Origin of the sequence: Allobosea psychrotolerans (assembly GCF_002917105.1) — a bacterium.
In the GTDB taxonomy this organism is placed as follows: Bacteria; Pseudomonadota; Alphaproteobacteria; order Rhizobiales; family Beijerinckiaceae; genus Allobosea; species Allobosea psychrotolerans.
This window is the reverse complement of the sequence record NZ_PQFZ01000006.1, coordinates 318681-334299: the sequence shown is the minus strand read 5'-3', so window position 1 is coordinate 334299 and position 15619 is coordinate 318681. Positions and strand designations below refer to the sequence as shown.

The following is a 15619-nucleotide window of genomic DNA, read 5'->3' as shown; positions in this document are numbered from 1 at the left end:
GCTCACACCCTACGAGTTCATCTGCAAATGCTGGACTTCAGAGCCAGAACGATTCAGGCTCGATCCAATCCATCAAATGCCGGGACTGAACACCTCAGCTCTCGACGAATTGCAGCCGGTGCAGCCGGGCATAGCTGCCGTCGCGCGCCAGCAGGGCGTCGTGGCTGCCGGTCTCGACGATCTTGCCTTCGTCCAGCACGACGATGAGGTCGGCCTCGCGCACGGTCGAGAGACGGTGAGCGATCACCAGCGTGGTGCGATTCTGCATCAAGCGGGCCAGCGCCTGCTGGACGAGCCGCTCGGATTCGGTGTCGAGCGCGCTGGTCGCCTCGTCGAGGAGCAGGATCGGCGCGTCCTTCAGGATGGCGCGGGCGATCGCGATGCGCTGGCGCTCGCCGCCCGAAAGCTTCGAGCCGCGCTCGCCGACCTGGCTGTCATAGCCCTCCGGCATCGCCATGATGAAGTCATGCGCGGCGGCGCCCCTGGCTGCGGCGATGATCTCGTCTTCGGTCGCGTCGGGCCGGCCGAAGCTGATATTGGCACGCACCGTATCGTCGAACAGCACGACATCCTGGCTGACCACGCCGATCTGGCTGCGCAGGCTGGCGAGCGAGAGGTCGCGCAGATCCTGCCCGTCGATTTCGATGCGGCCCTCGCTGGGGTCGTAGAGCCGCGGCACCAAGGCGAGCAAGGTCGATTTGCCGGAGCCGGAGCGGCCGACCAGCGCCGTCATCTTGCCGCCCTGGACGACGAGGTCGATGCCCTCCAGCGCGCGGGCGTCGTCGCGATAGCGGAAGCGCAGGCCCTTGAAGGCGATCTCGCCGGCCCCGACCGCAAGCGGTTTGGCGTCGGGGCGCTGCGTGATCACCGGCTTTTCGTCGATCAGGGAGTAATAGCGCTTCAGCGAGGCGCCGGCCTCCTGGACGATGGCGTTGAGGTTGCCGAGCGAGCGCATCGGCTGCGCCGCCAGCAGCAGCGCCGAGACATAGCCGGTGAAATCGCCGACCGTGGAGCCGCCCGAAGTGATGCGCACGCCGATCGCGGCGAGCACGCCCGCGACCGCCATGCCGCCCGCGACCTCGAGCAGCGGATCGAGCCGGCCGCGCGCATTGGCCGACTTCATCTTGACGGCGCGGATCGATTCGAAGGCGGCCGCCGCGCGCGCCTTGAGATAGGGCTCGAGCGAATCGGTCTTGGCGGCGCGCGCACCCTGCAGGCTCTCGGTGACGAGGCTCGCCATCACGCCGGTCTGTTCCTGCTGAGACACCGCCATGCGGCGCAGCTTCTTGCCGATGCGGCCGATCGGCCGCGCCACGATCGGCGCGATCAGCAGCACGACCAGGGTCATCTGCCAGTCGATCCAGAGCAGGGCGCCGACGAGCGCGATCGCGGTCAGCACGTCGCGCACCGCGATGTTGACGAGCCGCGTCAGCGCCTCCTTGACGAAGGTGAAGTCGGTGGTGAAGCGCTGCGTGAGGGAGGCGGGATTCTCTTTTTGAAGCTGGGCGAGGTCGGCATCGATCAGATGCGCATAGAGCTGCGTCTGCATGTCGGCCTCGATGCGGCTGACGACGCTGTTGGTCATCACCGTCTGCGTCAGCAGGGAGAAGCCCTTGATCGCGGTGACGATGACAACGACGATCGCGACGGCGTTGACGACGCCGATCTCGAAGTCGATCGATTTCGAGACGAGGCGCTCCATCCGGCGCACGAAGCCGGTCGCCTCGGCGCTGAGCGGGTCGGCGAAGGCGTCGAACGCCGCCTTGATCAGCAGTGGATAGAAGCTCGTCGTCGCGGCGATCACGACCACGAGGCCCATGATCATCGCCATCTGCGGCAGGTAGGTCTTGCCCTGCTCGCGCCAGACGCGGGCGAAAAGCGCGAAAGTGTCGTCGGTAACGCGGCCGATCTTCATGGCGCGGGGCCTATCACGACGCTGGCGCAAGCGCTACCGGGCTTCGTGTTTCCGAAGGATTCGAGCCTCGCAAGGCAGGCACGCGCAGCGAGGTCTTGCTCCAGACACGAAGCTGGCGTCCGATAGCCACAACCGATTCAGGAGATTGCGACAGCCCATGCCCTTGCATCCGCCGGCCCAAGCCGGCCAGAGATTCAGCGAGATCGACACCCCCGCTTTGGTGCTCGACCTCGATGCCTTCGAACGCAACCTCGTCGCCATGGCGGCCTATACGCAGGCCCATGGCGTTCGCCTGAGGCCGCATGCCAAGACGCATAAGAGCCCCGAGATCGCCTTGCGCCAGATCGCCCATGGCGCCGTCGGGCAATGCTGCCAGAAGGTCTCGGAGGCCGAGATCCTGGTCGCGGGCGGCGTGCAGGACGTGCTGGTCTCGAACGAGGTCGCGGGTGCCGCCAAGCTCGACCGGCTGGCGCAGCTCGCCCGCAGCGCCAAGATCAGCCTGTGTGTCGACCATCTCGACGGGGTGCGCGAAGCGGCCGAAGCTGCCGCGCGCCATGATGTCGTGCTCGATGTCCTGGTCGAGATCGATGTCGGCGGGCGGCGCTGCGGCGTCGCGCCCGGCGAGGCGGCGGTCAGGATCGCCGAGGCGGTTTCGCGCAGCAACACTTTGCGCTTCGGCGGCCTGCAGGCCTATCACGGCACGGCCCAGCATATGCGCTCGATCGACGAGCGGCGCGAGGCGATCGAGCGCGCCGGCCTCTCGGCGCGCAACACGGTCGAGCGCCTGGCCCAGGCCGGCCTGAGCTGCGGCGTCGTCAGCGGGGCCGGCACCGGCACTTATGAGATCGAGACCGGCTCAGGCATCTGGAACGAAATCCAGGCCGGCTCCTACATCTTCATGGACGCCGACTACGCCCGCAACCGGCAGGCGGACGGCACGCCGTTCCGCGCCTTCGAGCATGCGCTCTTCATCCTCACCGGGGTGATGAGCAAGCCGGTGCCCGACCGCGCCATCGTCGATGCCGGGCACAAGGCGGCGGCGATCGATTCCGGCATGCCGATGCCGTTCCGGCGCGAGGGCGCGGTCTACACGAAACCCTCCGACGAGCATGGCGTGCTGACAGGCGACCCGATCGCGCTGCCGCATCGCGGCGAACATATCCTGCTCGTGCCGGGCCATTGCGACCCGACGGTGAACCTGCACGACTGGTATGTCTGCGTGCGCGGGATGCACGGGCCCGACGCCCATGTCGAGGCGCTCTGGCCGGTGGCGGCGCGCGGCGCCTTGACCTGAACGCATCCCGGAGCATGCGATGCTCGCCGAATTCGCGCTCAGGCTGATCACTCCGGCCGGGCGGATGACGCGGCGGCTGGGGCTCTTGTCGGAGAGCACTGCGCTGTGGGCGCGCGGCTTGCGCCATCGCAAGGCCTGGGCTGCGCATCATGGGCGCTGCCGCGCCGTGGTGGCGGATGTGGTCGTGGCGCTGCCATCCCGGCGCTGCGTCGTCGTGCTCGGCTCGGGGCTGGTGCGTGACGTGCCGCTCGACCTGCTCTGCGCCAGCTTTGCGCGCGTGCTGCTGGTCGACGCCGTGCATCTGCCGCCGGTCAGGCTGCGCATGGCCTTTCGCCGCAAGGTCACGCTCCTGACGCGCGATCTCAGCGGCGTGATGGGCTGGCTTGCGGGGGAGAGCGAGGGTCGGTTCGACCCCGTTGCTGATCTCGTCACGGATGCGGGCATCGATCTCGTCATCTCGGCCAATCTGCTCTCGCAGCTCGCCTGGCCGGTGGAGGATTGGCTGGAGGAGAATCCGGGGCGGGCTGCCGCCTTCCCGGTCGATCTGCCGGCGCGCTGCATCGCCTGGCATCTCGACGATCTCGCGCGCTTTCAGGGGCAAGTCGTCCTGCTCAGCGATGTCGAGATGGTCGAGCGCGACAGGGCCGGGGCGCTGATCGAGCGGCTCGACCTGATGCGCGGCGTCGCGCTCCCCGAGCCGGATGAGAGCTGGGACTGGCCGGTCTCGCCGTTCGGGGAGACCGGGCGGGACCGGGAGGCGGTGCACCGGGTCGGCGCCTGGCGAGATTTTGGTGGTCCTGCGTGAGAATTGGCTAACGCGGAGTACCCTCTCGGGGAGGGAGCTGGCTCCGCGCGGCCGACTTCCCTTCTCCCCCGGCGGGAGAAGGTGCCCCGGAGGGGCGGATGAGGGGGCGCCGTGCCTTTTCCGGTTGGCGTCGTGTTCGGCTAAGTGGAAAACTCACAGCGCCCCCTCATCCGTCAGCGCTTCGCGCTGCCACCTTCCCCCGCGAGGGGGGAAGGGAAGTAGTGCCCAGACCGAAAGCCCCGTCTGCCCTCTCAGCGATTCAGCCTGACTTCGCCGCTCTGCGCCAGATCATAGCCGCCGAGTTCGCGCGCCCTTGCCGCCATGTCGGGTCCCCGCATCCAGGCGAGCAGGGTTTGCGTCGCCGGTTCGAAATAGGTCCGGCGGCGCATCACCAGGTCGACATGCTCCCAGACCAGCGGCAGGAAATCGAGGCCGAAGGCGGCGGCGACGGCGCGCGAGGCGATGCCGCAATCGGCGCGGCCGGTGCGGATCGCCAGGGCAAGGTCCTGGCCCGTGGCGCAGACGCCCCCGGCCATGACCATGCGGCCGTCGGGGACGCCGTCGCGCGCCATCAGGCTCGTCAGCAGCAATTGCGCGCCGGCGCCCTGCTGGCGGCGGGCGAAGCGGGCACGCCTCTCGACCGCCGAGGCGATGCCGGCAAGGCCGAGCGGATTGCCGGGCGCGGTCAGCAGGCCCTGCTCGCGCCGGGCGAAACCGATCACCACCGCGTCGAACAGGCCGGGCTCCGCCCGGATCGCGGCCAGGTTGGCCGCGTCGTCATCGGGCGTCGCATGGAGATGGATCGCGGCGATGGCGACCTCGCCGCGCGTCAGCCGGTCGAGCCCGGCCTGCGAGCCTTCCGCCAACAGCGCCAGCCCGCAGGCGGAATCGCGCACGGCGACCTCGAGCAGCGAGTCCTGGCTGCCGCCGATGATCGGCGGCGGGCTCGTGGGCTGCATGCCCTCGGGCCGCGCCAGCCCGGACTCGAGCCAGCGGTCGAGCGCCGCACGCGGGAACAGCCATTTGCCGCTGACCTTGGTACAGGGCACGGCACCATGGGCAACGAGTTCGTAGAGCTTACGCTCCTTGAGCCGCAGATAGGCGGCGGCCTCCTCGGTGGTCAGATAGATCCGGTCCTGCATTGGAATGTGCTGAGCTGTTCTTATTCCGAGATTGGCAATTGGTCGCATTGAACGCTAGAAATCACAAGTGTTTGCAGGGTGTGTGTGTGCGTTACTCTCAAGCCCTCATCCTGAGGATGCCGCGTCAGCGGCGTCCCCTGGACCATCCTTCGAGACGCGATTCCTTCGGAAGCGCTCCTGAGGATGAGGGCTGCGCGAGCAAGCTGACGCAGAGTGGGGTCGGGCAGGTGGACTTCGCGGCGATCTTCAAGGCGGCCTTCGCGCTGGTGGTCGGGCTCGATCCCGGTTTCCTGGCGATCGTGGGCCTGTCGCTCAGGGTGACGCTGAGCGCCGTGCTGATCGCAGGGCTGATCGGCCTGCCGCTTGGGGCGGCGCTGGCGCTTGCGCGTTTTCCCGGCCGCTCGGTCGTCATCGTCTGCTTGAATGCGCTGATGGGCCTGCCGCCGGTCGTGGCCGGGCTTTTCGTCTTCCTGCTGCTCTCGCGCTCGGGCCCGCTCGGTCCGCTCGGGCTGTTGTTCACGCCGACCGCGATGATCGCGGCTCAGGTCATCCTGGTCCTGCCGATCGTGATCGCGCTGACACGCCAGACGGTCGAGGACCTCTGGAGCGAGTATCGCGACCATCTGCGTTCGGTCGGGCTGGAGGGGATGCGCGCCATCCCGACGCTGCTGTTCGACGGGCGCTTTGCGCTGGCGACCGCGCTGCTCGCCGGCTTCGGCCGGGCGAGCGCCGAGGTCGGCGCGGTGCTGATCGTCGGCGGCAATATCGCCGGTTACACCCGCACCATGACGACGACGATCACGCTGGAGACCTCCAAGGGTGACCTGCCGCTGGCGCTGGGGCTCGGGCTCGTGCTGATCGCGCTGACGCTGGCGATCAATGCGGTCGCCTTCGGGGCGAGTCGCATCGGCGCCCGCTATGCCGGATGACCATGATGCGTGACGTGACCTCGATCCTGCCGCTCAGCCTCGAGAGCATCTCCTTCCGTGGGGAAGGGCGCAAATTGGTCGATGCGGTCAGCCTCGTCGTGCCTGCGGGCGGGGTCACCGTGCTGCTCGGGCCCAATGGCGCCGGCAAATCGCTGATGCTCAGGCTCTGCCACGGCCTGCTGACACCGAGCGAGGGCCGCGTGCGCTGGGCGGCGAGTGCGACCGGGCGCGCGAAACGCCACGCCATGGTGTTCCAGAAGCCAATCATGCTGCGCCGCTCGGTCGAGGCCAATATCGATCATGCGCTGGCGGCCGCGGGCGTCGCGCGCATGGAGCGGCGCGAGCGCGCCCAGGCTGCGCTGGGGCGCTTCGGCCTGTCCGAGCGTGCGACGCAGCCTGCGCGGTTGCTCTCGGGCGGCGAGCAGCAGCGCCTCGCCATCGCTCGCGCCTGGAGCTTGAGGCCCGAACTGCTCTTCCTGGACGAGCCGACCTCGCAGCTCGATCCCGCCGCGACACGGCAGATCGAGGAGCTGCTGACCGGTCTCGTGGCGGAGGGCATCACGGTCTTGATGTCGACGCATGATCTCGGCCAGGCGAAGCGGCTGGCCGATCGCGTGCTGTTCCTGCACCGGGGCCGGCTGATCGAGGATTCCCTCGCCGAGTACTTCTTCGCCGAGCCGCAGACGATGGAGGCCAGCGCCTTCCTCGCCGGAGATTTGATCTGGTGAGGCGCTCGTCCCGAGAAGCCGATTGCTGCCAAAACCAGAAACCCAGGAGACGACCATAATGAGGAGACGACCATGATCGCGCCCAGACGCCTCTTGCTCATTGCTGGCTTCTCGGCCGCTCTTGCCGGCCTTGCGCTCGCCCAGACCGCCACAGTCGCGCCGCCGGCGGCATCGACCCCGGCCGCGGCGGGCACGCGCTTCATCACCGTCTCCTCGACGACCTCGACGCAGGATTCCGGGTTGTTCGGGCATATCCTGCCCTTGTTCCAGGCCAGGACCGGCATCGAGGTGCGGGTGGTGTCGCAAGGCACCGGTCAGGCGCTCGATACCGGGCGGCGTGGCGATGCCGATGTCGTCTTCGTCCATGCCAAGGCGCAGGAGGAGAAGTTCCTGGCTGAGGGTTTCGCGCTCGAGCGCAAGCCGGTGATGTATAACGACTTCGTCCTGATCGGCCCGAAGAGCGACCCGGCCGGCGTCGCCGGCACCAAGGACATCGTCGCTGCGCTGAAGGCGATCCAGGAGAAAAGCGCTCCCTTCGTCTCGCGCGGCGACAAATCCGGCACCCACTCCGCCGAACTCGCGCTCTGGAAGATCGCTGGCATCGATCTCGATCAGAAGAAGGGCTCCTGGTATCGCGATATCGGCCAGGGCATGGGCGCTGCGCTCAACACGGCCGGCGGCATGGGTGCCTATGTGCTCTCCGATCGCGGCACCTGGATCGCGTTCAAGAACCGCGGCGATCTCACGATTGCGGTCGAGGGCGACCGGCGCCTGTTCAACCAATATGGCGTCATGGCGGTGAACCCGGCCAAGCATCCGCATGTGAAGGTCAGTGACGGCCAGGCCTTCGTGAACTGGCTCATCAGCCCGGAAGGCCAGAAGGCGATCGCCGAGTACAAGATCGACGGGCAGCAACTGTTCTTCCCGAATGCGACGCAGGCGGGAGCCTGAACCGATGCGTCGCCTGATCCTCGCCGCTCTGTTCGGGCTCTCCTGCTCCGTCGCGCGGGCCGAGCAGCCGGTGCTGCTCCACGCCGCCGGCAGCCTGCGCAATGCGCTGACCGAAGTCGCCCAGGCCTTCGAGGCGGCGGCCAAACTGCCGGTCAAGACCAGCTTCGGACCCTCCGGCCTGTTGCGCGAGAACCTGTCCAGGGGCGAGGCGGCCGAGGTCTTCGCTTCCGCCAATATGAGCCATCCGCTCGCCCTGACCCAGGAGGGCAAGGCCGGGCCCGTCGTGCTCTTCGCCCGCAACGAGACCTGCGCCTTTGCCCGCGCCGGGCTCGAGGTGACGACGCAGACGCTGCTGGCGCGCATGCTCGATCCCGCGGTCAAGCTCGGTACCTCGACGCCGAAGGCGGACCCGTCCGGTGATTATGCCTGGCAGATCTTCGCCAAGGCCGAGGCGCTGCAGCCCGGCGCCAGGGCGGCCCTGGAGGCCAAGGCGCTCCAGCTCGTCGGCAGCCCCAACAGCGCGCCGACCCCGGCCGACAGGAACGGCACGGGCCATCTGCTGGCGACGGGGGCGGCCGATCTGTTCCTGGGCTATTGCACCAATGCCTTGCCGATCGCGCGCGAACAGCCGGGCCAGCGCATGGTCAGGCTGCCGCCGGCGCTGGCCGTGGGCGCCGATTACGGGATGACCGTGATGAACGGCGCCTCGATCAATGCCTATCGCCTGGCGATGTTCATCCTGTCGCCGGAGGGCCAGCGCATCCTCGCCAGGCACGGCTTCACTGCTCCGGCCGCGCCGCGCGAGGGCAGTTGACGGCGATGGCAGTGGCCCTTCCGCCGATCCGGCTCCTGGCCGCTGGCAGTTTGCGCGCGGCGCTGGGCGAGGTCGCGGCGGCGTTCGAAGCCAGGACCGGCCACACGGTCGAACTGGTCTGCGGCGCATCGGGCCTGCTGAAGCAGCGGATCGCCCAGGGCGAGGCGGCCGATCTCTTCGCCTCGGCCGATCTCGGCAATCCCGAAGCGCTGGCAGAAGCGGGGCTGGCGGGGCCGGTCGTGCTGTTTGCGCGCAACGAGCTTTGCGCCTTCGCACGGCCGGAGGTTGCGGTTTCTCCTGAGACCCTGCTCGCGCTCATGCTCGATCCCGCGATCAAGCTCGGCACCTCGACGCCGAAGGCCGACCCTTCCGGCGACTACGCCTTCCAGGTTTTCGCCCGGGCCGAGGCCTTGCAAGCCGGGGCGAAGGCGGCGCTGGAAGCCAAGGCGCTGCAATTGACCGGCGGGTGGGCGAGCATCGCGGCGCCCTCCGGCGCCAATGTCTACGGGCACAAGCTGGCGACGGGGGAGGCCGATCTGTTCCTGGCCTATCGCACCAATGCCGAGGCGATCACGCGGGAACAGCCCGGCCTCCAGCTGGTGCGCTTGCCGGCCGCGTTGTCGGTGAGAGCCGATTACGGCCTGACCGTGATGGCGAAGGCCTCGCCAAATGCCGGGCGGCTCGCCATGTTCATCCTCTCGCGGGCCGGGCAGGAGATCCTGGCGAAGCATGGCTTCGCCGCACCGACCCTGCCGCGCGACACGAACTGAACGGAGCAAGCGCGGATGGACTGGCAGGCGACGCGACCGGGCGAGACATCCGCGCCCCTGCCCGAGAGGCAGGATGCGCATCTCGTCTTCATCGGCCGGATCGCTACGCCTTTCGTGACGCGCGACCAGTGCCCGCGCCAGGGCGACAGCGAGAACGGTCCGGAATGCCGCGTCGAGATCGACGCGCCATGGCATGCGGCCTTGATGGGGATCGCGGCCTTCACCCATCTCGACCTGCTCTACTGGATGCATCAGGCACGGCGCGATCTCGTGACCCAGACGCCGCGCGGGGCGGAGCCGCTTGGTACCTTCGCCCTGCGCTCGCCGGTACGGCCCAATCCGATCGCGCTGTCACGGGCGCGGCTGCTGCGCGTCGAGGAGGGCGCGCTGATCGTGCGCGGGCTCGACTGCCTCGACGGCACGCCCCTGCTCGATGTGAAGCCGAACCGCTGCGCCCAGTCGCCATCCCAGGAGCATCGCCATGGGGCATCCTGACCGCCGCCTGGTGCTCGCTGGCCCAGCCACGATGGTGGCGGCGCCGCGTAGCGCGCATGCGGCTGCTGTTCGCGAGGGGGCTGGGCGTGAGATCGCGATTCCGGCCAAGGTCGAGCGCGGCTTTCCCGCCGGGCCGCCGGCCGCGATGACCAGAGCACTCTGATGTCGAGATGGCCGGGGCAAGCCCGACCCATGACGCGCTTTTAATCCCGGCACTTCGCGGAGTTGATCCTTGGGCCGATCGAAGATCAGACCCGAGGGCTACGGCCGGGATGACGGCGTGCTTCCAGGCACAAAGGGGTCGCTCCGGAGGCCTGCCTACTCATCCCTTCATGTAGTCATGGATCTTCCGGCCGAAAGGCAAGGTCAGGTCGGCGATGAAATGGTGCGCGCCGATGACCTTTCGCACCGGGAGGTCGGCAACCGGCGCGTTGACATGCGGGATCAAATGGAGACGGCCGGGGCCGATCCAGGAACCCTTCACCGTGATGTCGGTGAGCTTCAGCGCCACGAGCTGGCAGATCTCGGGCTCGCCGTCGACGCCGGGGATGATCTTGAGGTTGACCTGCGTCTTGGTCAGCATCGCCGTCGTCCTGACGCCATTGCCGGCCAGGCTCTCATGCTTGTAGCCCATCGTGCCCATGGCGACCTGCTGGCCGGCATATTCGAGCGTGCCGGTGAGCGTGTCCTTGACCACTTCCAGCTTGGGATGGGCATATTTCTTGGGAAAGCCCCAGATCTCGCGGCCGGCCGAGATCGGCGGCTCAAGGTCGAGATACATCTGCGAGACGAAGGAGACCTCCTCCTCGCCGAACTTGCAGGGGATGACGATGCCGCTCTCGGTATAGGTCCCGAAGCCGGAGGAATCCGGCATCTTGATCCATTCGTAATGCACGATGGGTGAGTCGAGCGGGACCAGCGGCTCGGGCAAATGGTGGCGGATCAGCTCCGGATCGGTCTCGTAGCTGATGATCATGTATTCACGGTCGATGAAGCGGTACGGGCCGGCCGGGTAACTCGGCCCCGCCAGTGGCATCGAGGGCAGATCGAGGATGTCCTTGCGGTTCATGACGGTGTCGCCCTCTGGATCACGTCGCCTTCGGACGGAACTGGCCGAAGGCGAAACGTGATCGATTCCAAGAGTTGAAAGCCTTGCTCACGCGAAAAACCGGTAGCCAGTTTTCGCGCGACGCTCTGGCCTATTCGGCGGTCCAGCCGCCATCGATCGGGAGGATGACGCCGGTGATCGATTTCGCGGCGTCCGAGGCGAGGAAGACCGCAAGCGCTGCAACCTCCTCGCTGGTGACGAACTGCTTGGTCGGCTGGGCGTGCAGCAGCACGTCGTTGATGACCTGTTCCTTGGTGAGGCCGCGCGCCGCCATGGTCTCGGGTATCTGCTTCTCGACCAGCGGCGTCCAGACATAGCCGGGGCAGATCGCGTTCGCCGTAATGCCGAAGGTCGCGGCTTCGAGCGCGACCGTCTTGGTCAGGCCGGCGATGCCGTGCTTGGCGGCGACATAGGCCGATTTGAACGGCGAGGCGACGAGCGCATGGGCCGAGGCCGTGTTGATGATGCGGCCCCATTTGCGCGCCTTCATGCCCGGAAGCGCGGCGCGGATGGCGTGGAAGGCGGCCGAGAGGTTGATCGCGATGATCGCGTCCCATTTCTCGACGGGGAAGTCCTCGATCGGCGAGACGAACTGGATGCCGGCATTGTTGACCAGGATGTCGACCGCGCCGAACTCGCTTTCGCCGTCGGTGATCATCGCGGCGATGGCGCCGCCATGGGCCATGTCGGCGGGGGAATAGCGCGCGGCTACGCCGAAATCGGCCTCGATGCCGGCGCGTTCTTTCTCGATGGCGTCTGGCGCGCCGAAACCGTTGATGACGACATTGGCGCCCTCGGCCGCATAGGCGCGGGCGATGGCGAGGCCGATTCCAGAGGTCGAGCCGGTGACGACGGCGGTCTTGCCCTTCAACATGCTGCTCTCTCCCTCCAAAGCCCGGACCGGTTTGCCGGCGCATGCTGTGCCGCAAAATCTGTGCCCGAGGCGTGATGGGGGAAGCTGACGCGGCGATGAAGCTTGCCTGACGGGACGATGACAGCGTCCTGGCGTCATATCGCTGTCACTTGATATGGCTGTCTCTCATCCAAAAGTTGGCACTATTATTGTTGCAGTGCGATCAGCCTGAGGACATCCGCGCCATGAACGCTCCTCCCTCCGTCTCCCTTTCGGAAAGCCGCTATCTCGGCTGGCGGCCCGAGCGCTGCGACCGCGTCGCGCTCGTGCTCCAGGGCGGCGGCGCGCTCGGCGCCTATCAGGCGGGGGTCTATCAGGCGCTGCACGAGGCCGATATCGAGCCCGACTGGATCTCGGGCGTCTCGATCGGCGCGATCAATTCGGCCTTGATCGCCGGCAATCCGCGTGAGCGCCGGCTGGAGCGACTCAAGGCTTTCTGGGATCGCATCACCGACCGCAAGGTCTGGTGGTTCACGCCGGAGGGCGACCTCTACCGCCAGGCGCGCAACGCGACCTCGTCCTTCTTCACCACCCTGCTGGGCCAGCCCGGCTTCTTCGAGCCACGCCGGACGAGCCCGCTCCTGGCAGCCGCCGGTGCAACCGACGCCACCAGCTTCTACGACACGAAACCCTTGCGTGAGACCCTGCTGGAGCTGGTCGATTTCGACCTGATCAACCGCAAGGAGGTCCGGTTCTCGGTCGGGGCGGTCAATGCGGCTTCGGGCAATTTCGTCTATTTCGACAACGCGCAGGAGGCGATCGGGCCCGAGCATGTGATGGCGTCAGGGGCGCTGCCGCCGGCCTTCCCGACCGTGCAGATCGGCACCGAGCAGTACTGGGACGGCGGCCTCGTCTCCAATACGCCGCTGCAGCATCTCCTGGCTCAGGACGACACGCTGAACTCGCTGATCTTCCAGGTCGATCTGTTTTCGGCGCGCGGCGCGTTGCCACGCACGATGCAGGACGTGATGGGCCGGCAGAAGGACATCACCTATTCCTCGCGCACACGCCTGACGACGGATCTGTTCGCGCTGATCCAGAACTGGAAGAAGAAGACGCATCAGGCGCTCACGAAGGTGCCTGAGGGCAGCCTGAGCGAGGAGGAGCGGACGCTGCGCGACGAGCTCGCGCTGATGCCCGAGCACACCATCCTGCAACTGATTTATCAGCAGAAATCCTATGAGGGCCATGCCAAGGATTACGAGTTCTCGCGCACCTCGATGCAGGAACACTGGAAATCAGGCTATGAGGACACCAGGCAGACGCTGACCCGCAAGGACTGGCTGAGGATCCCGCCCGACGGCGCCGGAATCGTGGCGCATGACGTGCACAGGGATTTCGAGCGGCGGTAGAACGTCATTCTCGGGCTTGTGCGCCTCAAGAATCTCATGACCAGAGCATTCTGGTTTACGAGAGGGTCGGGTCAAGCCCGACCATGACGCGGCGGTTCCGCGCTCGACAGCGTGCTCTCCCGGAACAGCCCTCAGGCGAGTTTGCCAGCCGCGGGCAGGCGGGCGCGCACCACGGTGCCGATCGCCGCCAGCGCCGCGGCGGTGAACAGCGCGCCGAGCGTGAGATACCAGCCGACGGCGGCGATGCCGTAATGGCTGGCGAGCCAGGTCGCGATATAGGGCGCCAGCGACGCGCCGACGATGCCGCCGAGATTGAAGGTCAGCGAGGCGCCGGTATAGCGCACGGCGGTGGGGAAGAGCTCCGCCAGCGCGGTGCCGAGCGGGCCATAGGTGAAGCCCATCAAGCCGAAGCCGAGCACGAAGAACAGCGTGATCGCGGTGAGGTCGCCGGGAACGAACAGCGGCGTGAACAGGAAGCCGTAGGCCGCGATCGCCAGCGTGGTCCAGAACAGCACCCGGCGATTGCCGAAACGGTCGGCGAGCAGCGCCGAGAGCGGGATCGCCAGCCCGAAGAAGACGACGCCGACCATCTGCACCGGCAGGAACTGCCCGCGCGCATAGCCCAGCGCCGTGGTGCCCCAGCTCAGCGAGAACACCGTCATCAGGTAGAACAGCACGAAGGTCGCCAGCGCCGCGATGGTGCCGAGCAGGAGATGGGCCTTGTGCTGCGACACCACCGCGACGATCGGCATGCGGACGCGCTCATGCTTGTCGATCGCCTTCTGGAATTCGGGGGTCTCGGTCAGGCGCAGCCGGACATAGAGCCCGACGAAGACCAGAAGCGCGCTGGCCAGGAAAGGAATGCGCCAGCCGAAGGCATAGAACTGCGCGTCGCTGAGCAGGTCGGTCAGCAAGAGGAAGCTGCCGGTGGCGCAGATGAAGCCGATCGGGGCACCGAGCTGCGGAAACATGCCGTACCAGGCCTGCTTGCCGGGAGGGGCGTTCTCGGTGGCGAGCAGCACGGCTCCGCCCCATTCGCCGCCGAGCCCGAGGCCCTGGCCGAGGCGGCACAGCGCCAGCAGCAGCGGAGCCAGGACGCCGACGCTGGCATAGGTCGGCAACAGGCCGATCACGACGGTCGACAGGCCCATCGTCATCAGGGCAGCAACCAGCGTGGCCTTGCGCCCGATCCTGTCGCCGAAATGCCCGAAGATCGCTGCGCCGATCGGCCGCGCGAAGAAGGCGATGGCGAAGGTCGCCAGCGATTGCAGCATCGCCGAGGTCGCGTCCCCGCCAGGGAAGAACAGCTTTGGGAACACCAGCACGGCGGCGGTGGCGTAGATATAGAAGTCGAAGAACTCGATCGTCGTACCGATGAGGCTGGCGAAGAGAATGCGGGCCGGCGAATTGGCGGCAGAAGCGGCAACGGGGGACGACACGGGACAGCTTTCGGTGATCGAACTCGGGGAGCTGGCGGCCATAGCGGAAAGCCGATTTGCAATCAATGCGCTCAACGCATGTCTGACGTCATATAATTGCGTCGCCATGCCACCTATGCATCACTTCATTGCCGGAGGCCGCTTCCTCCCCAAGGCGTCCTTGCCTCAGACGCCCTTGCCCAGCTCGACCGGCACCGAGAAGGAACGCTTTACCTGTCCGAGCGCGAAGCTCGATTCGATCGAGGCGACATTGTCGAGCCGGGTCAACTTGTCCTTGAGGAAGCGCTCATAGGCCGCGAGGTCGCTGACGATGATGCGCAGCAGGTAGTCGCGCGGGCCGGTCATCAGATAGCAATCGGCGACCTCGGGCCAACGGGCCACGATCGCGGCGAAGCGATCGAGCTCCTCCTCGCGCTGGCGCTCGAGCTTGATCGAGGCGAAGACCGAGACCGGCAGGCCGAGCTTGTCCTGGTCGACGACCGCGACATAGCCCTTGATCACGCCGGCCTCCTCCAGCAGCCGGACCCGCCGCGCGCAGGGGCTTGGCGAGAGTCCGACCTTGCCGGCGAGATCCTGAATGCTCATGCGCCCGTCGGCCTGGAGAGCCTGGACGATGCGGCGGTCGATGTCGTCTAGTCTGTGTTCTGGCATGGTCTCTCGCTTTCAGGCCCAGGATTAGCGGAAACCGCCAATTGGGGAAGCCGCGGCTCATGTCTTTAGCTGCCAACGCTGCGGAAACCATGCATGATCGCAGTCCAGCTTTTTGTCACACGCGACACGTTCGATGAAGGGCGCGGGGAACCCTCTCCCATAGGGAGAGGGCAGGGTGAGGGGTAGGCCGTCCAACCAGCGGCCCGAAACGTCGCCGCCGTCGGCGTTCAGGCTCGATGATTTCGGGCCTACACCTCACCCCTGCCCCTCTCCTTACAGGAGAGGAGTTCCCCGCGCTTGGATCCCGAAGGGT

At 67.2% G+C, this 15619-nt stretch carries 16 protein-coding genes; 10 read left to right on the top strand and 6 right to left on the bottom strand.

Annotation, left to right across the window (positions count from 1 at the left end; all coding sequences use genetic code 11):
- Window positions 1–94: 94 nt before the first annotated feature.
- Entirely contained in the window at window positions 95–1915 is a 1821-nt protein-coding gene (locus CYD53_RS13545; protein WP_103718598.1) for an ABC transporter ATP-binding protein, read from the bottom strand.
- 157 nt (window positions 1916–2072) lie between these two features.
- Here CYD53_RS13545 and CYD53_RS13540 point away from each other — a divergent pair, with 157 nt between their 5' ends.
- Both CYD53_RS13540 and CYD53_RS13535 read left to right on the top strand, forming a co-directional pair.
- Entirely contained in the window at window positions 2073–3209 is a 1137-nt protein-coding gene (locus CYD53_RS13540) for a DSD1 family PLP-dependent enzyme (protein WP_103718597.1), read from the top strand.
- Window positions 3210–3228: 19 nt separating this feature from the next.
- Entirely contained in the window at window positions 3229–4014 is a 786-nt protein-coding gene (locus CYD53_RS13535; protein ID WP_103718596.1) for a hypothetical protein, read from the top strand.
- 251 nt (window positions 4015–4265) lie between these two features.
- Here the strand turns inward: CYD53_RS13535 and CYD53_RS13530 are convergent, their stop codons facing one another.
- A complete protein-coding gene (locus tag CYD53_RS13530) occupies window positions 4266–5156 on the bottom strand; it encodes a helix-turn-helix transcriptional regulator (RefSeq protein WP_103718595.1) in 891 nt (296 codons plus the stop codon).
- 227 nt (window positions 5157–5383) lie between these two features.
- Between CYD53_RS13530 and CYD53_RS13525 the strand changes: the two genes are divergently transcribed.
- The 7 genes from CYD53_RS13525 (at window position 5384) to CYD53_RS30270 (ending at window position 10006) form a co-directional block, all read left to right on the top strand.
- Window positions 5384–6085, top strand: coding sequence for an ABC transporter permease (locus CYD53_RS13525; protein ID WP_425428293.1), 702 nt, complete (start codon window positions 5384–5386; stop codon window positions 6083–6085).
- A gap of 5 nt (window positions 6086–6090) precedes the next feature.
- Window positions 6091–6813: an ATP-binding cassette domain-containing protein gene (locus tag CYD53_RS13520; RefSeq protein WP_103718628.1), complete on the top strand. Its 723-nt coding sequence runs from the start codon at window positions 6091–6093 to the stop codon at window positions 6811–6813.
- 72 nt (window positions 6814–6885) lie between these two features.
- Window positions 6886–7764, top strand: coding sequence for an ABC transporter substrate-binding protein (locus tag CYD53_RS13515; protein ID WP_103718594.1), 879 nt, complete (start codon window positions 6886–6888; stop codon window positions 7762–7764).
- 4 nt (window positions 7765–7768) lie between these two features.
- Complete coding sequence (locus CYD53_RS13510) at window positions 7769–8578, top strand: molybdate ABC transporter substrate-binding protein (protein ID WP_103718593.1); 810 nt, start codon at window positions 7769–7771, stop codon at window positions 8576–8578.
- A 5-nt stretch (window positions 8579–8583) separates the two neighbouring features.
- On the top strand, window positions 8584–9348 hold the full coding sequence (locus tag CYD53_RS13505) for a molybdate ABC transporter substrate-binding protein (protein ID WP_103718592.1): 765 nt from the start codon (window positions 8584–8586) through the stop codon (window positions 9346–9348).
- A 15-nt stretch (window positions 9349–9363) separates the two neighbouring features.
- Complete coding sequence (locus CYD53_RS13500; RefSeq protein ID WP_103718591.1) at window positions 9364–9843, top strand: SAM-dependent methyltransferase; 480 nt, start codon at window positions 9364–9366, stop codon at window positions 9841–9843.
- Window positions 9830–10006: a hypothetical protein gene (locus CYD53_RS30270; RefSeq protein WP_181011853.1), complete on the top strand. Its 177-nt coding sequence runs from the start codon at window positions 9830–9832 to the stop codon at window positions 10004–10006. The genes CYD53_RS13500 and CYD53_RS30270 overlap by 14 nt, the downstream gene beginning before the upstream one ends.
- Before the next feature lie 159 nt (window positions 10007–10165).
- Here CYD53_RS30270 and CYD53_RS13495 read toward each other — a convergent pair whose 3' ends face one another.
- Together CYD53_RS13495 and CYD53_RS13490 are read right to left on the bottom strand one after the other, a co-directional pair.
- Complete coding sequence (locus CYD53_RS13495; RefSeq protein WP_103718590.1) at window positions 10166–10912, bottom strand: acetoacetate decarboxylase; 747 nt, start codon at window positions 10910–10912, stop codon at window positions 10166–10168.
- 130 nt (window positions 10913–11042) lie between these two features.
- On the bottom strand, window positions 11043–11825 hold the full coding sequence (locus CYD53_RS13490; RefSeq protein WP_103718589.1) for a 3-hydroxybutyrate dehydrogenase: 783 nt from the start codon (window positions 11823–11825) through the stop codon (window positions 11043–11045).
- A gap of 224 nt (window positions 11826–12049) precedes the next feature.
- On the opposite strand from CYD53_RS13490, the gene CYD53_RS13485 reads away from it, so the two are divergent.
- Window positions 12050–13216, top strand: coding sequence for a patatin-like phospholipase family protein (locus CYD53_RS13485; RefSeq protein ID WP_103718588.1), 1167 nt, complete (start codon window positions 12050–12052; stop codon window positions 13214–13216).
- 131 nt (window positions 13217–13347) lie between these two features.
- Here CYD53_RS13485 and CYD53_RS13480 read toward each other — a convergent pair whose 3' ends face one another.
- Both CYD53_RS13480 and CYD53_RS13475 read right to left on the bottom strand, forming a co-directional pair.
- Window positions 13348–14697 (bottom strand): MFS transporter, encoded by a 1350-nt coding sequence (locus tag CYD53_RS13480; protein ID WP_103718587.1) that lies wholly within the window; start codon window positions 14695–14697, stop codon window positions 13348–13350.
- Between the two features lie 123 nt (window positions 14698–14820).
- Window positions 14821–15306, bottom strand: coding sequence for an Lrp/AsnC family transcriptional regulator (locus CYD53_RS13475; RefSeq protein ID WP_103718586.1), 486 nt, complete (start codon window positions 15304–15306; stop codon window positions 14821–14823).
- Window positions 15307–15619: the final 313 nt, after the last annotated feature.